This is a genomic window from Streptomyces sp. RLA131 (assembly GCF_056270125.1).
Genome location: NZ_JBWDOQ010000002.1, coordinates 8,001,570 through 8,025,795, shown reverse-complemented (window position 1 = coordinate 8,025,795; position 24,226 = coordinate 8,001,570). Strand labels below are relative to the sequence as shown.

Below are 24,226 nucleotides of genomic sequence, written 5' to 3'. Positions count from 1 at the left end.
GTCGCGCGGGCCCGTCGGCCCATCTGATGCAGCCGGGAGGAGCGGTTCGTCAGCCGCCGCTCAGGCTCCTGCGGCCGGCCGGCACCCGGCGGCCAGCGCCGTCACGATGTCGCGACGCACGAGCTTGCCGGTCGGGGTCCGCGGCAGTTCGGGCCAGCAGGCGATGCGGTCCGGTGTCCTCGACCGGCGCAGGGTGGCACGGATCGTTGCCCGGAGCGCCTCGGTGTCTATCTCCACCCCGCCGCGGGACACGACCACGGCCTCGATCCGCTGGCCCCACTCCTCGTCCGGCACCCCGACGACGACGGCGTCGAGAACGTCCGGGTGCCGCAGCAGGACGTCCTCGATCTCGGCGGGTGCGATGTTCTCCGCGCCGCGGATGATCGTGTCGTCGGCGCGGCCCTCGATGTAGAGATAGCCGTCCGCGTCGAGGCGGCCCTGATCGCGGGTGTGGAAGAAGCCCCGCTCGTCGACCGTGGAACCCTGACCCGCGTACTCGCCGGCGACCTGTTCACCACGCACCCAGACCTGTCCGGGCTCCCCTGCCGCCACGGCCGCACCGGCCCCGTCACGGATCTCCAGCTCGATCGAAGGCACCGGGCGGCCGGCGGATCCGAGCCGCGCCCGCACGGCGGGATCGTCGCTCGCGACGGCCCGCCTGTGCTCCTGCGGGCCCAGCACCGAGATCGTCGAGGAGGTCTCGGTGAGACCGTAGGCGTTGACGAAGTCGACGTGCGGCCATTCGCGCAACGCGGTCTCGATCACCCGCACGGGCGTCCTGGCCCCGCCGTAGGCGATGGCGCGCAGCGAGGGCACCGACCGGTCCAGCCCTTCGGCGTCCATGATCCGGGCGAGCATCGTCGGCACCACCATGGCGTTGGTGAGCCGCTGCTCCCGCACCAGGTCCAGCCACCCTTCCGGGGTGAACTGCTGAAGGGTGACGACCCTGCGCCCCGCGTAGAGGCTCGTCAGCACGTTCGACACCGCAGCGATGTGGTACGGCGGCACGCTCACCAACGCCGCCTCGTCGGCGCCCGCGGCCGCGAACTCGACCGATCCGAGGACGTAGGAGACCAGATTGCGGTGGCTGAGGACCACCCCCTTCGGCGCCGACGTCGTCCCACTGGTGTAGATCAACACCGCCGGGGAGTCCGGCTCCGCCAACTCCTCCCGGGCACCGGCGAGATCGCTGCCCGCAGCCGTCTCCAGCCACTCGGCCGGGCTCCGTACCGGCAACCCGGCGCGGGCCGCCGCCTCGGCCTGCTCAGGATCCGCTATGACCAGGGCGCGGGGGTGATTGGCCAGCAGCGCGTCGAGCTGTTCCGCGCCGAGGCGGTAGTTCACCGGCACCAGCCGCACCGCGGCCCGGGCCGCGGCGAAGAGCGCGACCGGAAAGGCCGGACCGTTGACCGCCAGATAGACGATCGAGTCGGCCCCTGCCGCCCGCACCGCCACCGCCCCGCCGAACGACAGCTCTCGCAGCCTCGCGGCTGTCAGTCCGTCCTCCGTGCGCCCGACCACGACCCGGTCGCCGAACCCCTCGGCGGCCATGTCCAGCAACATCGCGACGTTCATCGGCAGCTCGCCCCTCGCTCAGTCGGATGCCGGCAACGGCTTGGCTTCCTTCATCCGCAGCGGAACGCCGTTCACCGCGAGCGTTCCCTGCCCTTCTTTCGCGCAGAGCAACTCCACGCCGAACTCGTCGTCGGCATAGCGTTTGCCCAGGCGCGTACCGCCCATCAGAGCCGGATCGGCGGTGCCGCTCGCGCCGGCCTCCGGTCCTCGCGGATCGACCATCGGCGCCCCGCCACAGGAGAGCTCCAGGTCGTCCGCCGGCCAGCGGACGACGATCACCGTCGTCCCGTCGACCGTGCTGGCGAGCATCGTTCCCACGCCCGGTGTCATCGCATCACCCTCCGCCGATCTGGATCGTAAAAGAGTATCCTACATAGCTCATTAGTGCAGTACTTCCGCACACACATCGCCTACCCGTGAGGGTGCTCGTCATCGCAGCAGTGAGCCACTTCAGGCACGTTGGGGACCCAAGGCGCCACAGGGACGGGACGGACACAGCAGGCCGTCTCCCCGATCGAGAAAAGTATCCGGAATTTACAGCGTCACGCCGTCAGGACCAGTGCCGAACCCATGCCGCCACCGGCGCACATCGCCGCGACCGCCGTCCCGCCCCCGCGTCTGCGCAGTTCGTGAACGAGCGTGGTGATCATCCGCGCCCCGGTCGCCGCGATCGGGTGCCCGAGGCTGCAGCCGCTGCCGAACGGGTTGACCCGCTCCGGGTCGAGCCCCAGGGCGCGGGTGGTGGCCACGGCGACCGCGGCGAAGGCCTCGTTGACCTCGAACAGGTCGACGTCGGCGACGCCGATCCCGGCCCGGCCGAGGGCCTTGCGGATGGCGGCGATCGGAGCGAGGCCGGTCTCCACCGGGTCGACGCCGACACTGGCCCACGAACGGATCGTCGCCAGCGGGGTGAGGCCGTGTTCGGCCGCGAGCCCGGCGTCGGCGACGACGACCGCGGCCGCGCCGTCGTTCACCCCGCTGGAGTTCCCCGCGGTGATGGAGAAGCCCTCGATCTCGGGGTGCAGCGCCTTCAACGCGGCCAGCTTCTCGATGCCGGTGCCGCGCCGTGGGTGCTCGTCGACCTCGAACACCGACACCGTCCCGTCCCGGTCGACGACCTTGACCGGCACGATCTCGTCGATGAACCGTCCCTCGTCGATGGCACGGATCGCGCGCTCGTGCGAGCGCAGTGCCCAGGCGTCCATCTCCGCACGGGAGACGGACGCCAGCCGGGCGGTGTTCCACCCGACGAGGACCGACATGTCGTTGTGCGGCGCTCCCGGGGACGACACGTGCGACGGCGAGTTCCAGGGGTCCTGCCAGTCGTCGGTGCCCGGTATCCGCCACCGCGACACCGGCGCGGTGGACGTCGACTGGGTCCCGCCGGCGATCACCGCGCGGTCCATCCCGGCCCGCACGCTCGCCGCCGCGGTCGCCACGCTGGCCAGCCCGGACGCACAGTGCCGGTTCTGCGCCAGCCCGGGGACGTGCGTCAGCCCCGCCCCGAGCGCCGCGTAGCGGGCGATGTCACCGCCGCCGGCCATCGACTCGCCGAGCACGACGTCATCGAAACGCTCCCCCGGGAGTCCGGACCGCCGGGCGGCCTCCCGGACGACGACAGTGGCCAGGTCGAACGCGCTCACCTCGCGTAGTGCGCCCTTGCGAGCAGTCCCGATGGCGGTACGACAGGCTGACAGCAGAACAGCGTCGGTCATGCAATTCGTTATACTCTAATCCGATCCTGGCAGGAAGAGCATGTGTATCACCCGACCCACAGAGGGAGTTGCCGGATGGAACCGAGGACGGTCCTGTTCGAGGTGACCGACCACGTCGCCACGATCACCCTCAACCGACCGCACGCCATGAACAGTTTCAACCAGGCGATGCTCGACGACTTCGGGCTCATCTGGGACAGGCTCAAGACCGATGACGACGTGCACGTCGTCGTGCTGCGCGCCGCAGGCGACCGTGCGTTCTGCACCGGCATGGACGTCAAGGAGGGCATCGACCGGCATCCCAACGTCTGGAGCCAGACCGACCCCGGCGAACGGCTGTCGCCCAAACTCAACAACGTATGGAAACCGCTGGTGTGCGCGGTGCACGGGATGGCCGCCGGCGGCGCGTTCTACTGGCTCAACGAGGCCGACATCGTCATCTGCTCCGACGACGCCACGTTCTTCGACCCGCACGTCAGCTACGGGCTCACCGCCGCGCTGGAGCCGATCGGGCTGGCCCGGCGGATCCCGCTCGGTGAGGCCCTGCGTATCGCGCTGCTCGGTCTCGACGAACGCCTGTCCCCCGAGCGCGCCCTGCAGATCGGCCTGGTCAGCGAGGTGCTGCCACGTGACCGGCTGTGGGCACGGGCCGACGAGATCGCCCGCGTCATCGCCGCCAAGCCACCCGCCGCGATCCAGGGAACCGTCCGGGCGATCTGGGAGTCGCTCGACATGACACGCACCCAGGCACTGCGCAACGGACTGTCCTACACCCAGCTCGGCAACCCGGTCGGAAAGGCCGAGGTCGACCGCTCCGCGGTGCCCCGGCGGAGGTGGACGCTGCGCTGACGCTCCCGTACCCTCAGCAAAAGAGTATACGCTATTGGGGAGGCGCTGATGCGATTTGGCATGCCGTGGCCCGGCGCCGACGTCGCCCGTGAGGCCGAGCGGGCCGGTGTCGGCGCCTTCTGCGCGGGCGAGTTCGTCGACCACGACGCGTACACGACGCTGGCCGAGATCGTCGCGAACACCGAACGGGCGCTGGTGGGCCCCGCCATCGCCTACGCGTTCGCCCGCACCCCGTACGCCCATGCCACCGCGATGCGCCAGTTGCACGCGAAGGCACCGGGCCGGCTGTTCCTCGGGCTGGGAACCGCGGCGTTCCGCATCAACCGCGACTGGTTCGGCGTGCCCGCCGACCGCCCGGTGGACCGGATCGCCGAGACCGTCGCAGCCGTCCGTACCTGGCTGCACGCGGAGAACGGCGAGGAGGTCCGCTACTCCGGCGAGTTCTACTCGATCGACGCCGACGTACGCGCCCCCGTGCTCGGCCGCCTCGACATCCCGGTGCTGCTCGCCGCGTTCAACAAGCGCATGGCCATGACCGCGGGCCGGGTCGCCGACGGCGTCATCGGGCACGGGCTGTTCACCCACTCGTGGTGGAACGACGTCGTGCGACCGGCGGTGGACAAGGGGGCCGCCGCGGGCGACCGCACCGGACCTCCCACTGAGCACGGCTGGATCATCACCGCCGTGGACGACGCCGCACCCGAACGCGCGATCGCCGACGCCCGACGCATGATCGCCTTCTACCTCACCGTGAAGACGTACGACCCGTTCGTGGCCCACCACGGCTGGGAGGGTCCGGTCGAGCAGGTGCGCGCGGCGTTCCGGGCCGGAGACACCGACGGCATGGCCGCCGCGGTCACCGATGAGATGCTCACCCGGATCGCCGTCTGCGGAACGACCGCCGAAGCCAAGGACATGCTCGCCCGGCGTGCCGGTTCGCTCCCCCGCGGGGTCGGCTACTTCGCGGGACCGAGCTTCCTGGTGGGCCGCGGGCGCCGCGCCGCCTACGCCCGGTCCAGCCTCGCCCTGATCGGGTCCGTGCCGACGCCCGCCTGACCCGTCGCCCGCGAGCGCCCGGCCCCGCCTCGCCGCGTCCTTCGCCACGTCCTTGCCGAGCACGGCCGGGCCCCGGAGCGTGACGCTCCGGGGCCCGGCCGGCGGCCTGGACGTACGTCAGGCGTCCTCGGGGGCCCGGGCCAGCTTCCTGGTCGTGTCGAAGCCGACCACTCCGGCCAGAGTGCCGCCCAGGATCGCCGCGCGGTCCTCGTCGGGAACTCCGTCGAAGTTCTCCGCGACACACTCGGCGCTGCTGCGGAAGGTGCCCTCCGCGTGGGGGTAGTCGTTGCCCCAGATGATCGTCGACAGCCCGGTGATGTGGCGGGCCTTGACCGCCGTCGGGTCGTCGGCGAACTGCACGTGGATCTGTCGCCGGACGTACTCGCTGGGCTTGAGCGGCCAGGGCCATTTCGCGTTGATGGCGAACAGCCGTCCCATGGCCGGCTGGTCGTGCGGCGAACGGCTGTCGTCCCAGAACCCGAGCCACCAGTCGGAGTCCTGGCCGATGCCGGTCCTCCAGGACTTGTCCATGAAGCCCAGGTAGGAGACCAGCCAACCCGCGCTGAACTCGATCAGGTTGAAGTGGAGGTCGGGGAACCGCTCGCACACACCGCCGCCGACGAGGTCGGCGATGATGCCCTGCGGGCTGGCCGCCCCGGTGTTCCCGCCGCCCATGGTCCGGCTCGACACCATGTCGTCGGTCAGCTGGCCCTTGCCCATGTTGACCGCGGTCATCAGGCCCTTGACGGTGGTCGCCGTCTCGGACATGCCTTCCTTGACGTGCACCCCGCCGGTGGCGACATGGATGAACACCGGCATCCCGTTGGCCTGGGCGGCAGCCCACACCGGGTCGTAATCCGGCGACCAGTAGGGCTTGGGCGGGATCTCCGGGAGCAGGATCGCCCCGAGTCCCGCACGCGCGACCCGCTCGATCTCGGCGACCGCGTCCGGGATGTGGGTGAGGGGGATCGCCGCCGTCGGGCGCAGCCGTTCCCTGTACGGGAGGTACCGCTCGATGAGGTAGTCGTTCCACACCCGGGCATGCGCCATGGAGAGTTCGTGGTCGTCGGTGAAGAGCACGAACAGCGACAGGTTGGGGAACATCACCGAGGCATCGACGCCATCGAGATTCATGTCCCGGATGATGTGCTCCGGCTCGCCGTCCGGGGTCTGGCCGCCGAGCTGGCGGTACTTGGAGATGGTCCAGCCGTCGAACCCGATCGTGTGCAGCTTCTTGAACTGCGTATGGCCACCCGGCACGATCGGTTCGTCGAGGGTGAACTCCTCTTCCCACAGGGCCCGGTCCCGAAGGCCCTTGGGAAGGCGGGTCTTGAACAGGTCCACCGGCTCGATGATGTGCGAATCGCCGGACACGACAAATTCCTTGAACACAGACCGTACCTCTCTTCGAACCTCGTCGTTCGCTCCAGAACCCGGCACCTGGGAGATTCCCGAAATTAGCTGTACCGACCGGTCGAAGTCAATGAGGTTGAGTGCATTCATTGTCCCGACGCCGCGTTGGGGACCAGAGCGTCCCGGCCACCGAGTCACTAGGGATCCTGGTTACCACGGCCATGCGGACAGGCACCTTCAGCACCGGAAGCGCCACCGGAAGCGCCGCCGGATCCGCAGCGGCAGTACTGCCCAACCGCCGGTAATTCAGTACTCTCAAATCAAGACCTCGGTCTGCGCGGCTCGGCCGGTACGACGACGTACCGCAGGCGATCAGGAGACAGCACATGACGATGGCGTACTCGTTCTCTTCGCAGCTCTACATCGACGGGCGTCACACGGACGGCGAGACGGACACGCCCGTCGTCGTGCGCAACCCGGCGACGGAGGAGACGGTGGCGGAGGTCGCCCAGGCCTCGCTGACGGACGTACGCCGGGCGGTCCTGGCCGCACGCAGGGCCTTCGACGAGGGCCCGTGGCCACGGATGAGGCCCGTCGAACGGGCGGCGGTGATGCTGCGCATGGCCGAGGAGATGGAGCGCCGCCTCCCCGAGCTCGTCGCCGTCAACATGGCCGAGGCCGGTTCGGTCCGCTGGGTGGCGGAGAGCATTCAGACGCGGGTCCCGGTGGCGCATCTGCGCGACATGGCCGAGCGTGTGATCCCCGGCTTCACGTGGGAACGCCCGATGGATCCCACGATCGCGCCCGGCAGGGGTATCTCCCAGGGACAGTTGCGCCGCGAGCCCTTCGGCGTCTGTGCCCTGATCCCGGCCTACAACTTCCCGTTCTTCCTCGGCATGATGAAGCTGATACCCGCCCTCGCGGCGGGGTGCACCGCCGTGCTGAAGCCGGCGCCCGCCACACCGCTGGAGTCCCTGCTGATGGGCGACTTCGCCGATGCCGTCGGCCTGCCGCCCGGCGTGCTGAATGTCGTGACCGGTGACATCGAGGCCGGCCGGGATCTGACCACCAACCCCATGGTGGACCTCGTCAGCTTCACGGGGTCGGACGCGGTCGGGCGCCTGGTCTACATCCAGGCCGCCGCCTCGATGAAGAAGGTCGTCCTCGAACTGGGCGGAAAGTCCGCGAGTATCGTCCGCGCCGACGGCGACCTCGACGGAGCCGTCCGGGCGGCGGTCGGCGGCATCACGACCCATGCCGGGCAGGGCTGCTCGCTGCTGACCCGCACGATCGTCCACGAGTCCGTCCACGACGAACTGGTCGAGCGGATCCTCGCGAGCCTGGCCCGGGTCACGGTCGGCGATCCCGCGGACGAGTCCACCACGATGGGCCCGCTGATCAGCGCGGCGCAACGTGACAAGGTCGAGAAGCTGATCCGCACCGGCGAGGAGGAGGGGGCTCGGATCGTCAGCGGTGGCGGACGTCCAGCCGGACTCGGCAAGGGCTATTTCCTGGAGCCCACGCTCTTCACCGGTGTCGACAACTCGATGGCGATCGCGCAGGCGGAGTTCTTCGGCCCCGTCGGCGTGGTCATCCCGTTCAGCACGGACGACGAGGCGGTCCGGATCGCGAACGACAGTCCCTACGGCCTGGCGGGTGCCGTCTGGAGCGCCGACACCGCGACCGCCCACGGGATGGCGACCCGGATCCGCACCGGCAGCGTCACGATCAACGGCGGTGGTGGCGGGGTGAACCCGCGGGCGGCGTTCGGCGGATACAAGCAGAGCGGACTCGGCCGGGAGTGGGGGGAGTTCGGGCTCGACGAGTACCTGCAGACCAAGAGCATCAGCTGGGCCGCCCGCTGAGGCGGGTGGCGGCGACCGGCCGGTGTCGGAGATTCACCACGGCACGACTCCGCTGTCGTCGAACAGCTGGCCGGTAGGGCCGTCGTCGGGCAGTGCCGCCAACCGGATGGCGATCGCCGCGCCCTGCTCAGGGGTCCGGGTGCCGCTGAACCCGTTGAGGTCGGTGGCCACGTAGCCGGGGCAGGCGTTGTTGATCAGAATGTTGGTGTCGCTCAGCTCCTTGGCGTACTGGATGGTGACGGCGTTGAGGTAGGTCTTCGTCGGCGCGTACGCCCCGCTGATCCCTCCGAGGTCGGCACCGGGGGCGGTCTGCAGGGCCAGAGAGCCGACGTGGCTGGACTGGTTGACGATCCGCGGGTGCGCCGAGTGGCGCAGCAGCGGCAGCATCGCGTTGGTGACCCGGATGACGCCGATGACGTTGGTCTCCACCAGCCGCCGCACGGTCTCCAGGTCGATGGTCGTGGGCGCCTCCGGCCAACCCCCGGCAACACCGGCGTTGTTGACCAGCACGTCAAGGCGTCCGGCTCGCTCCTCGATCAGCCGCACCGCGGCGGTCACGCTCTCGTCGTCGGTCACGTCCAAGGGCACGCCGAACGCGTCGGCACCCGCCGCGCGCAGTTTCGCCACGGCGTCCTCCCTGCGCTGCCGGTCCCGGGCGCCGACACCGACGCTCCAGCCCAATGCGCCCAGCCCGGCCGCGATCTCGTATCCGATTCCCTTGTTCGCGCCGGTGACCAGCGCGATTGTCTTCTCACTCATGACGGCAAGCATGGCCGCGCTTCGACCAGGCACCAACACCGTCCGGGTAATGCAGCGATAGCCGGGCGACATCGATCGACCTCCCCCTGCCTTCGGCGGGGAGACCCCACGCCGGAGCTACTGTGCATGCATGGAGATACGGGAGTTGCGGTACTTCGTCGCCGTCGCCGAGGAACTGCACTTCGGCAAGGCCGCCCAGCGTCTGGAGATAGCCCAGCCTCCCCTGTCCCGCGCGATCAGCCGGCTCGAACGACAGCTCGGGGTCACGCTGCTGGAACGCACCAGCCGCAAGGTCGCGCTCACCGAGGCCGGGGCCGTGCTGCTGTCGGAGGGGCGCGCGATCCTCAGCGCGGTGGCCGCGGCTGAGCGGCGTACCCAGCAGGCCGCGCGAAAGCGCCCCCACCTCGTCCTGGCCGTCAAATCCGGCACCGCCGGCGCGTTGTTGGCCAAACTGCTCGACGCCTACCGCGCGGAGCCAGGCGCCGCCACCGTCGATCTGTTGCTCTGCGAGGCCCATCAGCACCAGAGACTGCTGCGGGACGGGCAAGCAGACGTGGCTCTGCTGCACCTGCCATTCGATTCGACGGTCGGACTCGACACCGAAACCCTGTACACCGAGGGACAGGTGGCGATCCTGCCCACCTGTCACCCGCTGGCCGGCCGCTCAGCGGTCCGGGTGGCCGAGGTCACCGCGTTGCCGGAACTCCCGATGGCTCGCTGGCCCGGTCCCGGCGGCAGCTACCCGGAGGGACCGGGGGCAGAGGTACGGAACCTGACGCAGCTCTTCCAGCTGATCGCGCTCGGCCGTACCACCGTGATCCTGCCCGAGTCCGCGGCCATCGACCTGCGCCGGGATCTCGCCACCGTACCGGTCCTGGATGCTCCGCCCGTGACAACGGTGATCGCCTGGCCGTCGCAGAGCCGGCTTCGCGCGGTCGCCGACCTGGTCCGGGTGGCAACACGTCTCTGACCGAGAGCCTGGGTCCGAACCCGGGCTCTCAGTGCCACCAGGGGATCAGAGCGTCCAGATGGCGGCGCATCCGGTGCCGGGCGATACCGGCGTCCCCCTGGAGGATCGCGTCGAGAATGCGCTGGTGGACGTGGTGGACCTCGTCGGCCGCGGCGTCACCGGGGAGCGGCCGGTCCTGACCGGCCGCGTGCCGCCGGAAGAGTTCGGTGATGATACCCAGAAACAGTGACAGCACCGGGTTGCCGGCCAGTCCGGCCAGCTCGGAGTGGAACAGGTCGGCCTTGCGCGGATCGTCGGCCGGGCCGTCCGTGGCCCACCGGACGGCCGCGGTGAGTCGCTCGGCGACCTCCTCGTGGCGCTCCGCCTGCCGGGCGGTCACCGCGGCCACCGTGCCCAGCTCGATCGCGTTGCGGACGATCCGCAGATCGTCCGCCGTGACGCCCTGGTATTCCAGGAAGAGTGCCATCGTGTCGATGCTGGCCTGCGACTCGGGTGCGGCGACGATGAGCCCGCCGCCGGGGCCACGGCGCATTCGGGCGACCGAGTGGTACTCCAGTAGCCGGACGGCCTCCCGCAGCACGGCCCGGCTGATCCCGTAGCGGGCCAGCAGGTCGGCCTCCGAGCCGAGTACCGAGTCGACCTGCCAGCCGCGCGCCGCGATGTCGTCGTGGATCCGGGCGGCGACCACCTCGGCGAGCTTCGCCCGCGGGCCCTCGGCCTCCTCGGGATCGATCACGTTGCCCGCGATCCGAGCGCGCCGCACCCGGTGCTTCTCGATCCATGCGGCCTGCCACTCCAGGTGGGCGGTCAGCATCGTGTTGGCACGTGCGCCGTCGCCGTCGACCACGGCCTCCACGATGGCGCGATGCGCCTCGTGGGACGTCTCCTTCGCGGTGAGCACGTCCGCCTTGGCGATCCGGCGGGAGGTGTGGGCGTACCGCGCGGTGAGGCGGGTGAGCACGTCGATGAACAGGTGCAGCACCGGATTGCCCGACAGCTGACCGAGTACCGGGTGCAGCGGGTCCTGCGAGCCGACCCCCGGCTCGTCCTGGTGGGCGAGTTCGTCGCCGAGAGTGGAACGAAGGGTGTCGATGCCCTCCTCGGTGATCCGGTCGGCGGCCAGGCCGGCCGCGATCGGCTCCAGCAGGAGGCGGGCGTTGAGCAGGTCCGCGACGCTCGTGCCGACGTACTCCAGATAGATCACGACGGACCTGGTCGCCGGCCCCGCGTCCGGGGCGCACACCAGCAGCCCGCCGTTGGGCCCCCGTCGCATCCGGGCGACCTGGTGGTGCTCGACCAGCCGCACCGCCTCCCGCAGCACCGAGCGGCTCACCCCGTAGCGCTCCCGCAGCTCCAGCTCGGATCCCAGGGACTCACCGACGGGCCAGTTCCGGTGTATCACCTCGGCCTCGATGCGGTGCGCGATCTGCGCCGCGAGTTTGCCGACCGGGGCGGCGGTCCTGCCCTCGACGAGGCCCGACTCCCGCTCACCGTCGGCGGGCTCGTGGTCGACAGCGGTCGCCATGCGACCAACTCCTCAGGATGGACGTTGCGTGTCCTCAGTCTAGTCCGCCGGTACGACGGGGCACGCACGAGGCCAGTACGACGGGGAGGCGATATGTGTTGGCGGGAGCGGGAGACAGCGTTGAGGCTACTGTTCACCGACCGCCTGCCGAAGCGTGGTGCCGAAGCGGAGCGCCAGTGTCGCATCACCTGGGCGCGAAGCGCTGCCCCGCGTCGAGGCGCAGGCACTGCCCGTTGAGCATGGGGTTGTCGACGACGGCGAGCACCAGCTTGGCGTACTCCTCCGGGCGGCCCATCCGCTTGGGGAACGCGGCGTCCCTGACCAGCGTGGACTTCATCTCGGCCGAGACCTTCCGCACCGCGCCGGTCTCGAACAGGCTCGGTGCGATCGCCAGGACGCGGATCCCCAGGGAACCGAGGTCCCTGGCCATCGTGAGGCACATGCCGGCGATGGCCGCCTTCGCGGCGCTGTAGGCGACCTGCCCTATCTGGCCCTCGAACGCGGCGATGGACGCCGTGGTGATGATGACGCCGCGTTCGCCGGTGACCTCGGGGTCCTCGGGTTCGTTGCGGCTCATGTGTGCCGCGGCGAGCCGGCTGATGTTGAAGGTCGCGACCGCGTTGAGGTCCAGGACCTGGCGGAAGGTCTCCAGGTCGTGCGGGCCCTCCCTGGTGAGGGTGCGTCTGGCCACTCCCCCGCCCGCGGTGGTCACCGTGACGTGCAGCCCGCCCAGACCCTCGACGGCGGCAGCGAGCGCCCGCTCGGTTCCCTCGAAGTCGGTGACGTCGACCGGGTGAAAGCTGCCGCCGAGCGCGGCGGCGACCTCCGGGCCGGCCGAGCCGGGGCGGTCCAGCACGGCCACGTCGGCGCCGCGGGCCGCCAGCAGTTCGGCACTGGCCCGGCCCATCCCGGACGCCCCGCCGACCACCACGACCTTCTTGCCCTTGATCTCCACGGACGTTCCCTTCGTTGCTCAGTTCGGCGCGATCGACGCAGGGGTCTGCTGGACCAGGCCGCACAGCCGGTCCCGGTGGATCGCGGCATCGCCGTAGAGCACCGCGTCGGTCCTCGCGCGGCGCAGGTAGAGGTGCAGGTCGTGTTCCCAGGTGAACCCGATCCCGCCGTGCAGTTGCAGCGACTCGCCGGCCACGTCCCCGGTCGCGGCGCTCGCACACGACGCGGCGACGCATGCCGCCCGGGCGGCGTCCGCGCTGCGGGCGTCGGCGGCCATGGCCGCGTAGTAGGTGGCGGCCCGGGTGCCGTGGACGAGCATCGCCATCGTGGCGCACTTGTGCTTGACGGCCTGGAAGGTGCCCAGTGGCCGGCCGAACTGGACGCGTGCCTTCATGTACTCGACCGTCATCGCGAGCATCCGGTCCATCACGCCCAGGGCCTCCGCCGACAGCAGCACCGAGGCGTCGTCGAGCAGCCGCTGCACGTCGGCGGGGCCGCCGTGCAGGCGGCGGCCCGGGGGTACCCGGACGCCGTCGAGCCGGACCTCGCAGAACGTACGGGTCAGGTCGAGGACCTGCTGGCGCCGGAGCGTGACACCGGGCGCGTCACGGTCGACGAGGAACGACACGGGTGTGCCCTCGTGGCGAGCGGTCACCAGCAGCCACCGCGCCCCGGCCGCGTCCTGCACCGCCGTCTTGACACCGTCGAGAACCACGGCGCCGCCGTCCGTGCGTGCGGTGGCGCGTACACCGTCGAGCGTCCACGGCGCGCCCGGTTCGGCGAACGCCCAGGTCGCCCAGGCCGCCCCCTCGGAGAGTGCGGGCAGTACCTCGGCCCGGAGGTGCGCCGAACCGCCGCGGGCAAGAGCGCGTCCGACAAGCACCGTGGGCAGGAACGGCCCACGGGCGGCGGCCCGGCCGATCTCCTCCGCGACCAGGGCGAGTTCGACCAGACCCTGGCCCGCGCCACCGTGTTCCTCGGGCACGGCCAGACCTGGCCACCCCAACGCGGCCGCCAGCCGCCAGAGCGCCGGGTCGACCTCCTCGTCCTGATCGATCTGTGCCCGAAGGACACCGACCGGGACATGGTCGCGGAGCAGGTCCCGCGATGCCGTACGCAGCATCGCCTGCTCGTCACTGAGCTCGAAGTCCACCAGGCACCACCCGCGTCGTCACGCTGCCCCGCCGGTTACAGCGTCGGAGCATTGAAAGTATCCTCTTTTGCGTTCCTGGTCGAGCAGAACCAGGAAGAACACCTCGTGACAGGTTCGATGACGCACTTAGAGTGACCCCATCATGGGAGACCGCGGCGATCGACAACAAGGGCGGATGACGATGCGGCTGGAGTCCACACCGGAGCTCGACGCGTTCCGGAAGAAAGTACGAGCTTTCGTCGCCGAGCACGCACCCGGCGTCAGGACGCATACGGGCGTACGCGCACCCGAGCCCGGACTCATGCCGGCGATCCGGGCGTGGACCGCCCGGCTGTACGAGGCCGGCTTCCTCGGAATCACCTGGCCCGCGAAGTACGGCGGCCGGCCCGACGCGCACCCCCTCGAACCGTTCGTCGTGGCCGAGGAGATCGCCCGGGCCCGCACCTGGCAACCCGTCGGTGCGTCCGCGCTCGCCTCGGCCGCGTTGGTCGAGTTCGGCACCGAGGAACAGCGGGACCGCTTCCTGCCCCGCATCCGCGCAGGTGACGACGTGTGGTGCCAGTTGTTCAGCGAGCCCGGCGCGGGCAGCGATCTGGCGGCGCTGCGGACAAGGGCGCGTATCGAGGGCGAGGGCGACGCCGCGGTGTACGTCGTCGACGGGCAGAAGGTCTGGACCACCAACGGCCAGCACGCCGACGTGGGTTACCTCCTGGCCCGAACCGACCCGGACGCCCCCAGACACCAGGGCATCACCGCGTTCGCCCTGGACATGCGCAGCCCGGGAGTGCATGTGCGGCCCCTGCGCGAGATCACCGGGACCACCGACTTCAACGAGGTCTTCCTCGATGCCGTCCGGATCCCGGCCGCCGACGTGATCGGCCAGGTGAACGCCGGCTGGCGGGTCGCGATGAGCAGCCTGGGTCACGAGCGTTCGGCCGTGGCCGCGCACGGGGTCGAGCTGTTCGCCGTACTCGACGACCTGCTGCGACTGGCCGGAGGCACCTCGGTCGGCGGGCGTCCCGCACTCCAGGACTCCGCGACCCGGCAGACGATCGGCGAGCTCGCCACGCGGGCGCATGTCAACGCGGCGATGGTCGGTCTCGCCCAGTCGCGCATCCTGCACCACACCGAGCAGCCGGCCGACGCACCGCTGGGGAAGATCTTCTTCAGTGAACTCAACCACGACATGGCCGCCTTCGGCATGGGACTGCAGGGCACGGACGGCATGCTGGTCGAGGGTGACCCGGACGTGGTGGCGGGCGGCTGGTGGCAGGACGCGTACCTGTACTCGCGCGCCTACACGATCGCCGGTGGGGCCAACGAGGTCCTGCGGACACAGATCGCGGAGCGGGGACTCGGACTGCCACGGGAGTCCCGATAGCCGGGTGGGGCCGCCCCTGCGGGGTCAGGTCGTCACGGGCCCGGCCGTCCCGACGGGGCGGTCGTCATCCACATCCCGGTCAGCGGGACGGTTCCGTGTCCAGGCGCGACGAGTTGGCTACTGTCGCCCCCGTCGCGTGACCGGGGGCCCGCAGCGGCCCTCGCGTAATGACCGTGATTGGAGAGTCGTATGGGCGTTCGCTCACTCGGGTACCTGAGGCTGGAATCCACGGACACCGAAAAATGGAAGCGCTTCGGGGCCGACTTCCTGGGGTTGATGTCCGGCGAGGGCAGCGATCCCGAATCGCTGTACTTCCGGCTGGACGACTACCCGGCCCGCATCACGGTCTCTCCGGGTGCGCAGAGCGGGATGACCGCGCTGGGCCTGGAGGTCCTCGACGAGCGGGAGCTCGCGAAGCTGGTGGCGGACGTCGAGAGCGCCGGTATCAAGGTGACCGCCGGCACCGCGGCGGAGAGCGCGGAGCGGCGCGTGACGGGATTCGCCCGTTTCAACGACCCGGGCGGGAATCCGGTCGAGCTCTTCTACGGCACGGTCCTCGACCACGTGCCGGTCCGTACGCCGCTGGTCTCGCGGTTCGTCACCGGCGACATGGGCATGGGACATGCCATCGTCTCCGCCGAGGACGCGAGGGCGACGTTCGACTTCTACGTGAACGTCCTCGGCTTCATCGAGCGCAACACCATGCGCTCCCAGGGCGGCACCACATGGTTCCTCGGGTGCAACGCACGGCACCACACCCTCGGCATCACCCCGATGCCGGGTCCCGGACGCCTGCTGCACTTCATGGTCGAGGGAGCCTCGCTGGACGACGTCGGGCTCGCCCTCGACCGGGCCCAGCGGTACGAGATCCCCATGATGCACTCGCTCGGCAAGCACACCAACGACCACATGGTGTCGTTCTATGTCTGGTCGCCGGAGAACTACGCCGTCGAGTTCGGCTGGAACGGCCTGAAGGTTCCCGTTCCGGTGCCCGTCTACGAGATCACCGACGGTGCGTTCTGGGGCCACACCTTCAGCCCGCCGCCGCAGCCGGCGGGCTGACCGGGCCCCCGCCTCCGCCGAAACCGGCTCTCCCGGCGCACCACCGCCTGGTGCACCCGGGACCCGGTCCCACACCACCACCGAACCTGGGGCCCACCGTCATGCGTATCGGGATGCAGTTGGACCACAGCGGAGGGTTCTTCGAGGCCGTCGGGCAACTGCGCGACCTGGAACGCGCCGGACTCGGCATCGTGTTCGTGGCGGAGGCGTACGGCTTCGACGCGGTCAGTCAGCTCGGCTACATCGCGGCCACGACCGACCGCCTGGAGATCGCCTCCGGCATCCTGCCGGTGTTCTCCCGTACCCCCGCGCTCACCGCCATGACGGCCGCCGGGCTCGATCACGTCTCCGGCGGCCGGTTCACGCTGGGGCTGGGCGCCTCGGGTCCACAGGTCGTCGAGGGCTTCCACGGGGTGCCCTACCAGGCGCCCCTGGGGCGGACCCGTGAGGTCGTGCAGATCTGCCGTGCGGTCTGGCGCCGCGAGGCCCTGCGGCACGAGGGAACGCACTACCGGATCCCCTTGCCCACGACGCGGGGCACCGGACCGGGCAGACCGCTCAAGCTCATCAACCATCCGGTGCGCGACCGCATCCCCGTGATGCTGGCGGCCATCGGTCCGAAGAACGTGGCGCTGGCCGCGGAGATCGCCGAGGTGTGGGAGCCGTTCCTCTTCCACCCGGACAGGGCCCCCGAACTCTACAAGGGTCCTCTCGCCGAGGGCCGTGCCACACGCGACCCGCGGCTGGGCGATCTGCGGATCCACGTCGACGTACCGACCGCCATCGGCGGGGACACCGCGGCGGCGCTGCGGGCCGTACGGGCCAGACTCGCCCTCTACATCGGCGGCATGGGCGCCCGGGGCAAGAACTTCTACAACGATCTGGTCCGCCGATACGGCTACGAGGAGGCGGCGGAGCGGGTCCAGGACCTCTACCTGGCCGGCAGGAAGGAGGAGGCCGCGGCCGCCCTGCCCGAGGAGCTCGTCCGTTCCCTGTGCCTGGTCGGCACCCCCGGTGAGGTCGGCGAGCGCATCGCCGCCTATGCCGGGGCCGGTGTCACCACCCTGTCCGTCAGTCCGATGGGCGAGGCGGCCGAAGACCCGGTCGCGCGGCTGCGGTTGGTCGAGCAGATCGGCCGTCTCGTTGGCTAGGAACCGGGCCCCGGGCCGCCGGGATCGGCCGCGAAACCGTTACCCAGGGCCCGGAGCGCGACGTCGAGATACGTGGTGAGGTCACTTCCTGCCTCCGCGACCCACCGGTCGAAGGCGGCCCGGCAGGCGGCGAGCGTGGTACGGCTGACCGCGAGCGGGATGAGCGAGTCCCGGGGCCGGCCGAGCCGGCCGGCGGCGAACTCTCCCACCTCCCGTTCCCAGGCGTCGTAGTGGGGTGCGGCACTGGCCTGGAGTGCCGGCACGGTGCCGATCAGATTCATCCGGGTACGCAGTTCGGCGACGTCCTCGGCCGCATATGTGTTGACGCCGACCACGACCTGCCGGATGGCCTCCATCAGGGGGACGTCCGGCGGGGCAGCCGCGAAGGCGACGCGGAGCCGGGTGACCTCGTCGTCGAACTCGTACCAGAGAACATGCGCTTTGGATTCGAAGTAACGAAAGAAGGTCCGACTGCTGACGCCCGCCTCCTCCGCGATCTGCTCCACGGTGGTCTCTTCGAACCCCTGCTCCGTGAACAGCCGCAGCGCGATGAGTTCGATCGCGCGCGAGCTGGTGCCGGGGGGCCGTCCCTGGCGGCGGCGCACCGTGTGCTGCTCGGGAGGGGTCATCGGCGTGGTCGTTCCATCCGGGGTCTTGTTTCTGTCACAGGGTGACGTTACCGTAACCAGTAATTCGTCACAGCGTGCCAAAAGCGTTGCCGTCACCGGCCCGCCCTCCACGAGGAGTCGCACATGGATGAGGAATCCGCCGTCCTGGACACACCGTCCGCAGAGCCCGGGGCGGCCGCCCCGGACAGTGTCTTCGTCGAGGACCTGCTCGTCGAAGAGGTGTCGATCGACGGCATGTGCGGTGTCTACTGACCCCGCCGGGAACAGCGCCGCGGCACGGTTCGACGCCGATGCCGCCTGGCGCCTGCATCCCCGGGTGTCGATTCGTCCCGAGCGGTTCGGCGCGCTGCTGTACCACTTCGGGACACGCCGGCTGTCCTTCCTGAAGAACCCGACGCTGCTGACGGTGGTCCGTTCGCTCGAAGCACAGCCGAGCGCCCGGACGGCCTGCGCGGCCGCCGGCGTCGGGGACGCGGACCTGCCCGCCTACCTCGTCGCCCTCGCCACCCTGGCCGCCTCCACCATGATCTGTGAAAGGACGGGCACATGAGCACGGTCGCGTCACCGGCGGCTCCCGTCGGCCGTACCGGCGCACTGACCGATCAGTTCCAGTCCGGGCTGGACGCGCCCATCTGCCTCACCTGGGAACTGACGTACGCGTGCAACCTGGCATGCGTGCACTGCCTGTCCAGCTCGGGCCGCCGTGATCCCCGCGAGCTGAGCACCGCCCAGTGCAAGGCGGTGATCGACGAACTGGAGCGGATGCAGGTCTTCTACGTCAATATCGGCGGTGGCGAACCGACCGTCCGTCCCGACTTCTGGGAGCTCGTCGACTACGCGACCGAGCACCACGTCGGGGTCAAGTTCTCCACCAACGGCGTCAGGCTCACCCCCGGGATCGCGCGGCGGCTCGCGGACAGCGACTACGTCGACGTACAGATCTCCCTCGACGGGGCGACCGCCGAGGTCAACGACGCCGTACGCGGCCCCGGTTCGTACGCCACCGCCCTGCGGGCCATGCGCAACCTCGCCGACGCCGGGTTCACCGGGTTCAGGATCTCGGTGGTGATGACCCGTCAGAACGTGTGTCAGCTCGACGCGTTCAAGGCCGTCGCCGACGAGTTCGGGGCCCGGCTGCGCATCACCCGGCTGCGGCCGTCCGGCCGGGGCGCGGACGTATGGGACGAACTCCATCCGACGGCGGCCCAGCAGCGTGAGCTGTACGAATGGCTGCTGGCGCACGGTGAGGGCGTTCTGACCGGCGACTCGTTCTTCCACCTCTCGGGCTACGGCCAGTCACTGCCGGGGCTGAACCTGTGCGGGGCCGGACGAGTGGTGTGCCTGATCGATCCGCTCGGCGACGTGTACGCCTGCCCGTTCGCGATCCACCAGGACTTCCTGGCGGGGAACGTCCTGGCCCCCGGTGGTTTCCAGCGGGTGTGGCAGCACTCCGAGCTGTTCACCGCCCTGCGCCGCCCGCAGACCGGTGGCGCGTGCCGGTCGTGCTCGGCGTACGACACCTGCCGGGGCGGATGCATGGCCGCCAAGTTCTTCACCGGGCTGCCCCTGGACGGCCCCGACCCCGAATGCGTCAAGGGGTTCGGCGAGGCCGCGCTCGCCGGGGTGGACAGCGCCTCGGCACCCCGGCCGTCGTTGGACCACTCACACCGGGAAAAGCCGGCTTCGAGGCCGGTCCCGGTGTCGATCGGGCCGCGCCCGGTGCGGCGCGACGCACCGTCCCCGGCCTGCGACGAGAGCCCGCTCGCCGGTTTCGTGCCCCCGAAGTCCCCGCGTGGGTAGGAGAGCGGGCCGAGGCACCCTGCTGGCCGATCTGCCATGGCCCGCTGCGGGCAGGGCCGCACAGGACGGGACGGTGCTCGCGGTGCCCCTCGGGTCGACCGAACAGCACGGCCCCCACCTTCCGCTGTCCACGGACACCGACATCGCGGTGGCCCTGTGCGAACGGCTCGCGGCGGCTCGCGACGACGTACTGATCGCGCCCGCGGTGGCCTACGGGTCCAGCGGCGAACACGCCGGTTTTCCCGGGACCCTGTCCATCGGTCAGGAGGCCCTGGAACTGCTGGTCGTCGAGCTGTGCCGCTCCGCCTCCGAGACGTTCGGCCATCTGCTGCTGGTCTCGGCGCACGGCGGCAACGCGGAACCGGTGACACGCGCCGCCGAGCGGCTGACGAGGGAATCCCGGAACGTCCATGTGTTCATGCCCAGGTGGAACGGCGATCCGCACGCGGGCCGCCCGGAGACGTCGATGCTGCTGGCCCTGACCCCGCAGCGGGTCCGGATGCGGCACGCCGTCCGCGGTGACACCCGTCCACTGGCGCAGACCTGGCCACTGCTGCGCACCGGGGGCGTACGCGCCATCAGCGACAACGGGATCCTCGGCGACCCCACCGGCGCCGGCGCCGCCGAGGGGCTGGCCCTGCTCGACCGCATCGCCGCCGACCTCGTCGCCGAGGTCGGCGCCTGGCGCATGGCGGAACGGGGGACGCGGGCATGAGCACGGGAGAAGCCGCCGGTCCGGAGGGCAACGGCCGGGTCGCGGTGGTCACCGGCGCGGCCCGCGGTATCGGCGCCGCCACCGTACGCACCCTCGCGGCGGACGGCTGGTCCGTCCTGGCGGTCGATCTGGCCGCCGACGATCCGGCGCTGCCCTACCCGATGGCCTCCGAGGCGGACCTGGCCGAAGTCGTCGCGGACGGCGGGCACATCGCCGGATCACCGGACCGCGTCCGCCGGTTCGTCGCCGACGTACGCGACCCGGCTGCCCTGGGCGCGGCCGTCGCCGAAGCGGAGCGGCACTGGGGCGGTCTGGACGCCGCCATCGCCTGCGCCGGGGTCATCGCCGGCGGCGTACCCATGTGGCAGGTCCCCCTCGCGCAGGAGCGCGCCGTGCTCGACATCGACCTGGGCGGCGTCCTGGCCCTGGCCAGGGCCGCCGTCCCGGCACTGCTGCGCCGTGCCGAACCACGCAGCGGCCGGTTCCTCGCCGTCGCCTCGGCGGCGGCGACCCGCGGCCTGCCGATGCTCGCCGCCTACTGCGCCGCCAAGGCCGGAGTGGCCGGACTCGTCCGGGCGCTGGGCAGTGAGCTGGGCGGCACCGGTGTGACCGCCAACGCCGTCAGCCCCGGCTCCGCCGACACCCCGATCCTGGCCGAGAGCGCGCGACTGTACTCCCTGCCCGACACCACGTCGTTCGCGCGGCAGCAGCCACTGGGCCGGCTTCTGGACCCGGTGGAGGTCGCGGCGGTACTCGGTTTCCTGGCAGGCCCGAAGAGCAGCGGAATGACCGGCGCGGTCGTCCCCGTGGACGGAGGTCTGGCGCTGTGAACAAGACCGCGGAACCGCCCCTCACCCCCGCCGCAGCCCGGACCGCCGCCCCGCGCTGACGGCACCACCGCACCGCAGACGAAGGGAACCACCCGATGGGCAACTCCTGGTTCGAGACAGTCGCGGAGGCGCAACGCCGCGCGAAGCGGCGGCTGCCGAAGTCCGTCTACGGCGCCCTGATCGCGGGCTCCGAGCGTGGCCTGACCGTGCGGGACAACCAGGCGGCCTTCGGCGAACTGGGATTCGCGCCCCATGTGGCAGACCTTTCGGCCCGACGCGACCTGTCGACCTCGGTCATGGGCCAGCCCATCGCGCTGCCGGTGATCATCTCCCCGACCGGAGCACAGGCCGTACATCCCGACGGTGAGGTGGCCGTCGCCCGCGCGGCCGCCGCACGGGGTACGGCGATGGGCCTGAGCTCCTTCGCCGCCAAGCCCGTCGAGGACGTCGTCGCCGCGAACCCGCTGACCTTCTTCCAGGTCTACTGGTCGGGCACCCGCGAACACATGCTGCAGCGCATGGAACGCGCCCGCTCCGCCGGCGCCAAGGGCCTGATCGTCACCCTGGACTGGTCGTTCTCCCACCACCGGGACTGGGGCAGCCCGTCGATTCCCGAGCGCGTGGATCTCAGGGCCGTGCTGCGTTACGCCCCCGAGGCCCTCACTCACCCACGTTGGCTGGCCGGCTTCGCCAGAGCTCGCCGTTTCCCCGATCTCAGCGTGCCGAACGTGGCGGTTCCGGGTCAGCAGGCTCCCCCGTTCTTCGGCGCCTACGGGGAATGGATGCGGACTCCGCCGCCCACCTGGGAGGACGTTCGATGGCTCCGGGAGCAGTGGGACGGCCCGTTCATGCTCAAGGGCATCACCCGTATAGACGACGCCCGGCGCGCCGTGGACGCCGGAGTCACCGCGATCTCCGTCTCCAACCACGGTGGCAACAACCTCGACGGCACTCCGGCATCCATCCGCGCCCTCCCGGCCGTCGTCGAAGCGGTGGGTGACCAGGTCGAGATCGTCCTCGACGGGGGCATCCGCCGCGGCAGCGACGTGATCAAGGCCGTGGCCCTCGGCGCGCGGGCCGTCATGATCGGGCGCGCCTACCTCTGGGGCCTGGCCGCCAACGGGCAGGCCGGCGTCGAGAACGTTCTCGACATTCTCCGTGACGGCCTCGATTCCGCCCTTCTCGCCCTCGGCCACTCCAGCGTCCACGACCTCAGCCCGGCTGACCTGGTCATCCCTCCCGGATTCGCCCGCAGGCTCGGCGACACCGCCCCGGTGCCGCCGGGACCGCCGACGGTGACCTCAGGCTCCGCCGCGCTGTGAACACCGGTTTCCCGTCGGCGGAACCATGTCCCCGGTGGGCCGGTCACCAGGAAACAAAGCCACCGCGAACGAAGGTCGTGCCCTCATGTCCCTCCCCCACGGGTTCCTGGTCGAACTCGACCGGCACACCCGGGTCATCGACGGCGGCCGGGCCCTCATCGGCGGCTTTCCCACCCGGCTGCTGCGGCTGACCCCACGCGCCCGGCTGCTCCTGACCGGCCGGAGGATACGTGTGCACGACGCGGCGAGCCGCCTCCTGGCGGACCGGCTGCTCCACCTCGGCATGGCCAACCCTGTCGTCGGTTCGCTGCCCGACCACCCCGATCCGCGCTGCACCCTGGTCGTTCCGGTACGCGACCGCCCACGTCAACTCGACCGTCTGCTGGCCGGCTTCGGCGCGGGCCACCCGGTCGTCGTCGTCGACGACGCGTCGTCGCACCCCCGGGCCGTCGCCGCCGTCGCCGCCGCGCACGGGGCCACGCTCGTCACACTGCGCACGAACGTCGGACCGGCCGGCGCGCGCAACGCCGGGCTCCGGCTCGTCACCACTCCCTACGTGGTCTTCGCCGACTCCGATGTCGTCCTGGGTCCGGACACGATCCCCACGCTGCTCCGGCACTTCGCCGATCCCCGGGTCGCCATGGCCGTACCGCGCATCACCGGGCTGGTCACCACGGCATCCACCGGCTGGATCGGACGCTACGAGAACACCCGCTCGTCGCTCGACCTCGGCTCGCACCCGGCGGCGGTGCGGCCGGGCAGCCCGGTCTCCTGGGCTTCCACCGCGTGCACCGTGGCCCGGGTCGACGCCCTCGGCGACGGCTTCGACGAAAGCCTGCGGGTCGGGGAGGACGTCGACCTGTGCTGGCGGCTGATCGGGAACGGCTGGCGGGTACGGTACGAGCCGGCCGTGGAGGCCGCCCACGAACACCGCACCCGCGCCCGTGACTGGTTCAAGCGGAAAGCGGAGTACGGAACCGGGGCCCACCCCCTGGCGCTGCGCCACCCGCGATGCATCGCGCCGGCCGTGCTGGCTCCGTGGAGCGCCGCTCTCACACTGGCCCTGCTCGCCCAGCGGCGGTGGTCGGTGCCCGTCGCCGGGACCCTCTTCGCCGTCACGTCCCTCAGGATCGCGCACAAGCTGAAGGGGATCCGGCATCCCCACCGGCTGGCGCTTCGGCTCACGGCCACCGGGACGGTCGGCACACTCGCCCAGACCTCCGCCCTGATCACCCGGCACTGGTGGCCGCTCACCGCCCTCGGCTGCGCTGTCTCGACCCGTGTGCGCCGCGCCACCGCGGTCGCCGCCCTCGTGGACACAGCCCTTGAGTATGGTCGCACGCCCACTTCGCTGGACCCGGTCCGCTACGGCATCGCGCGGCGCCTGGACGACCTCGCCTACGGGGCGGGCGTCTGGATCTCCGCGATCAGGGGACGGTCCACCGCGGCCCTGCGCCTGCGGATGACCCCGGCGTCCGCGAACGCCCCCACCCCCGCACACAACGGACCTGACACATGGTCATGAACCGGTGGGGGCGAGGGGCGCCGGACCGGAGCCCGGC

General features: G+C 71.0%; 23 protein-coding genes. 14 read left to right on the top strand and 9 right to left on the bottom strand.

Annotated elements, in window-relative coordinates; all coding sequences use genetic code 11:
- Positions 1 to 60: 60 nt before the first annotated feature.
- The 3 genes from RWE79_RS37220 to RWE79_RS37210 all read right to left on the bottom strand — a co-directional run bounded on the left by RWE79_RS37220 (position 61) and on the right by RWE79_RS37210 (position 3,290).
- The gene (locus RWE79_RS37220) at positions 61 to 1,575 is read right to left on the bottom strand and encodes an ANL family adenylate-forming protein (RefSeq protein ID WP_475944894.1); all 1,515 of its coding nucleotides are present in this window, start codon (positions 1,573 to 1,575) and stop codon (positions 61 to 63) included.
- A gap of 18 nt (positions 1,576 to 1,593) precedes the next feature.
- Positions 1,594 to 1,905, bottom strand: a complete 312-nt coding sequence (locus tag RWE79_RS37215; RefSeq protein ID WP_475944892.1) for a hypothetical protein — start codon at positions 1,903 to 1,905, stop codon at positions 1,594 to 1,596.
- Between the two features lie 212 nt (positions 1,906 to 2,117).
- Positions 2,118 to 3,290, bottom strand: coding sequence for a thiolase family protein (locus RWE79_RS37210; RefSeq protein WP_475944890.1), 1,173 nt, complete (start codon positions 3,288 to 3,290; stop codon positions 2,118 to 2,120).
- 75 nt (positions 3,291 to 3,365) lie between these two features.
- Here RWE79_RS37210 and RWE79_RS37205 point away from each other — a divergent pair, with 75 nt between their 5' ends.
- Positions 3,366 to 4,139, top strand: coding sequence for an enoyl-CoA hydratase/isomerase family protein (locus tag RWE79_RS37205; protein ID WP_475944888.1), 774 nt, complete (start codon positions 3,366 to 3,368; stop codon positions 4,137 to 4,139).
- Between the two features lie 48 nt (positions 4,140 to 4,187).
- Positions 4,188 to 5,195, top strand: a complete 1,008-nt coding sequence (locus RWE79_RS37200) for an LLM class flavin-dependent oxidoreductase (protein ID WP_475944886.1) — start codon at positions 4,188 to 4,190, stop codon at positions 5,193 to 5,195.
- A 117-nt stretch (positions 5,196 to 5,312) separates the two neighbouring features.
- On the opposite strand, the gene RWE79_RS37195 is transcribed toward RWE79_RS37200, so the two are convergent.
- Complete coding sequence (locus RWE79_RS37195) at positions 5,313 to 6,569, bottom strand: amidohydrolase family protein (protein WP_475944884.1); 1,257 nt, start codon at positions 6,567 to 6,569, stop codon at positions 5,313 to 5,315.
- 365 nt (positions 6,570 to 6,934) lie between these two features.
- Here RWE79_RS37195 and RWE79_RS37190 point away from each other — a divergent pair, with 365 nt between their 5' ends.
- A complete protein-coding gene (locus tag RWE79_RS37190) occupies positions 6,935 to 8,413 on the top strand; it encodes an aldehyde dehydrogenase family protein (RefSeq protein ID WP_475944882.1) in 1,479 nt (492 codons plus the stop codon).
- A gap of 33 nt (positions 8,414 to 8,446) precedes the next feature.
- On the opposite strand, the gene RWE79_RS37185 is transcribed toward RWE79_RS37190, so the two are convergent.
- A complete protein-coding gene (locus tag RWE79_RS37185; RefSeq protein WP_475944880.1) occupies positions 8,447 to 9,184 on the bottom strand; it encodes an SDR family oxidoreductase in 738 nt (245 codons plus the stop codon).
- 118 nt (positions 9,185 to 9,302) lie between these two features.
- Between RWE79_RS37185 and RWE79_RS37180 the strand changes: the two genes are divergently transcribed.
- The gene (locus RWE79_RS37180) at positions 9,303 to 10,142 is read left to right on the top strand and encodes a LysR family transcriptional regulator (protein WP_475944878.1); all 840 of its coding nucleotides are present in this window, start codon (positions 9,303 to 9,305) and stop codon (positions 10,140 to 10,142) included.
- A gap of 28 nt (positions 10,143 to 10,170) precedes the next feature.
- On the opposite strand, the gene RWE79_RS37175 is transcribed toward RWE79_RS37180, so the two are convergent.
- The 3 genes from RWE79_RS37175 to RWE79_RS37165 form a co-directional block, all read right to left on the bottom strand.
- A complete protein-coding gene (locus RWE79_RS37175) occupies positions 10,171 to 11,667 on the bottom strand; it encodes a FadR/GntR family transcriptional regulator (RefSeq protein WP_475944876.1) in 1,497 nt (498 codons plus the stop codon).
- A 184-nt stretch (positions 11,668 to 11,851) separates the two neighbouring features.
- A complete protein-coding gene (locus tag RWE79_RS37170; protein ID WP_475944874.1) occupies positions 11,852 to 12,622 on the bottom strand; it encodes an SDR family NAD(P)-dependent oxidoreductase in 771 nt (256 codons plus the stop codon).
- Positions 12,623 to 12,640: 18 nt separating this feature from the next.
- Positions 12,641 to 13,774, bottom strand: coding sequence for an acyl-CoA dehydrogenase family protein (locus RWE79_RS37165; RefSeq protein WP_475944872.1), 1,134 nt, complete (start codon positions 13,772 to 13,774; stop codon positions 12,641 to 12,643).
- A 175-nt stretch (positions 13,775 to 13,949) separates the two neighbouring features.
- Here RWE79_RS37165 and RWE79_RS37160 point away from each other — a divergent pair, with 175 nt between their 5' ends.
- From RWE79_RS37160 to RWE79_RS37150, 3 genes are all read left to right on the top strand, one after another.
- Complete coding sequence (locus tag RWE79_RS37160; RefSeq protein WP_475944870.1) at positions 13,950 to 15,155, top strand: acyl-CoA dehydrogenase family protein; 1,206 nt, start codon at positions 13,950 to 13,952, stop codon at positions 15,153 to 15,155.
- Between the two features lie 189 nt (positions 15,156 to 15,344).
- Positions 15,345 to 16,217: a VOC family protein gene (locus tag RWE79_RS37155; RefSeq protein WP_475944868.1), complete on the top strand. Its 873-nt coding sequence runs from the start codon at positions 15,345 to 15,347 to the stop codon at positions 16,215 to 16,217.
- A gap of 101 nt (positions 16,218 to 16,318) precedes the next feature.
- The gene (locus RWE79_RS37150) at positions 16,319 to 17,368 is read left to right on the top strand and encodes an LLM class F420-dependent oxidoreductase (RefSeq protein WP_475944866.1); all 1,050 of its coding nucleotides are present in this window, start codon (positions 16,319 to 16,321) and stop codon (positions 17,366 to 17,368) included.
- On the opposite strand, the gene mftR is transcribed toward RWE79_RS37150, so the two are convergent.
- Complete coding sequence (gene mftR, locus RWE79_RS37145) at positions 17,365 to 17,997, bottom strand: mycofactocin system transcriptional regulator (protein WP_475944864.1); 633 nt, start codon at positions 17,995 to 17,997, stop codon at positions 17,365 to 17,367. The genes RWE79_RS37150 and mftR overlap by 4 nt on opposite strands.
- A gap of 123 nt (positions 17,998 to 18,120) precedes the next feature.
- Between mftR and mftA the strand changes: the two genes are divergently transcribed.
- The 7 genes from mftA (at position 18,121) to mftF (ending at position 24,189) form a co-directional block, all read left to right on the top strand.
- Positions 18,121 to 18,249 (top strand): mycofactocin precursor MftA, encoded by a 129-nt coding sequence (gene mftA / locus RWE79_RS37140; RefSeq protein WP_475944862.1) that lies wholly within the window; start codon positions 18,121 to 18,123, stop codon positions 18,247 to 18,249.
- A complete protein-coding gene (gene mftB, locus RWE79_RS37135; RefSeq protein ID WP_475944860.1) occupies positions 18,239 to 18,547 on the top strand; it encodes a mycofactocin biosynthesis chaperone MftB in 309 nt (102 codons plus the stop codon). Before mftA ends, mftB begins: the two co-directional genes overlap by 11 nt.
- Positions 18,544 to 19,797: a mycofactocin radical SAM maturase gene (gene mftC / locus RWE79_RS37130; RefSeq protein ID WP_475944858.1), complete on the top strand. Its 1,254-nt coding sequence runs from the start codon at positions 18,544 to 18,546 to the stop codon at positions 19,795 to 19,797. Before mftB ends, mftC begins: the two co-directional genes overlap by 4 nt.
- A 73-nt stretch (positions 19,798 to 19,870) precedes the next feature.
- Positions 19,871 to 20,512 carry a mycofactocin biosynthesis peptidyl-dipeptidase MftE gene (gene mftE, locus RWE79_RS37125; protein ID WP_475944856.1) on the top strand — a complete coding sequence of 214 codons (642 nt, stop codon included), beginning with the start codon at positions 19,871 to 19,873 and terminating at the stop codon, positions 20,510 to 20,512.
- Positions 20,509 to 21,342: a mycofactocin-coupled SDR family oxidoreductase gene (locus tag RWE79_RS37120; RefSeq protein ID WP_475944854.1), complete on the top strand. Its 834-nt coding sequence runs from the start codon at positions 20,509 to 20,511 to the stop codon at positions 21,340 to 21,342. The genes mftE and RWE79_RS37120 overlap by 4 nt, the downstream gene beginning before the upstream one ends.
- Before the next feature lie 95 nt (positions 21,343 to 21,437).
- Positions 21,438 to 22,664 carry a pre-mycofactocin synthase MftD gene (gene mftD / locus RWE79_RS37115; RefSeq protein ID WP_475944852.1) on the top strand — a complete coding sequence of 409 codons (1,227 nt, stop codon included), beginning with the start codon at positions 21,438 to 21,440 and terminating at the stop codon, positions 22,662 to 22,664.
- 85 nt (positions 22,665 to 22,749) lie between these two features.
- Entirely contained in the window at positions 22,750 to 24,189 is a 1,440-nt protein-coding gene (mftF, locus tag RWE79_RS37110) for a mycofactocin biosynthesis glycosyltransferase MftF (RefSeq protein WP_475944850.1), read from the top strand.
- Positions 24,190 to 24,226: the final 37 nt, after the last annotated feature.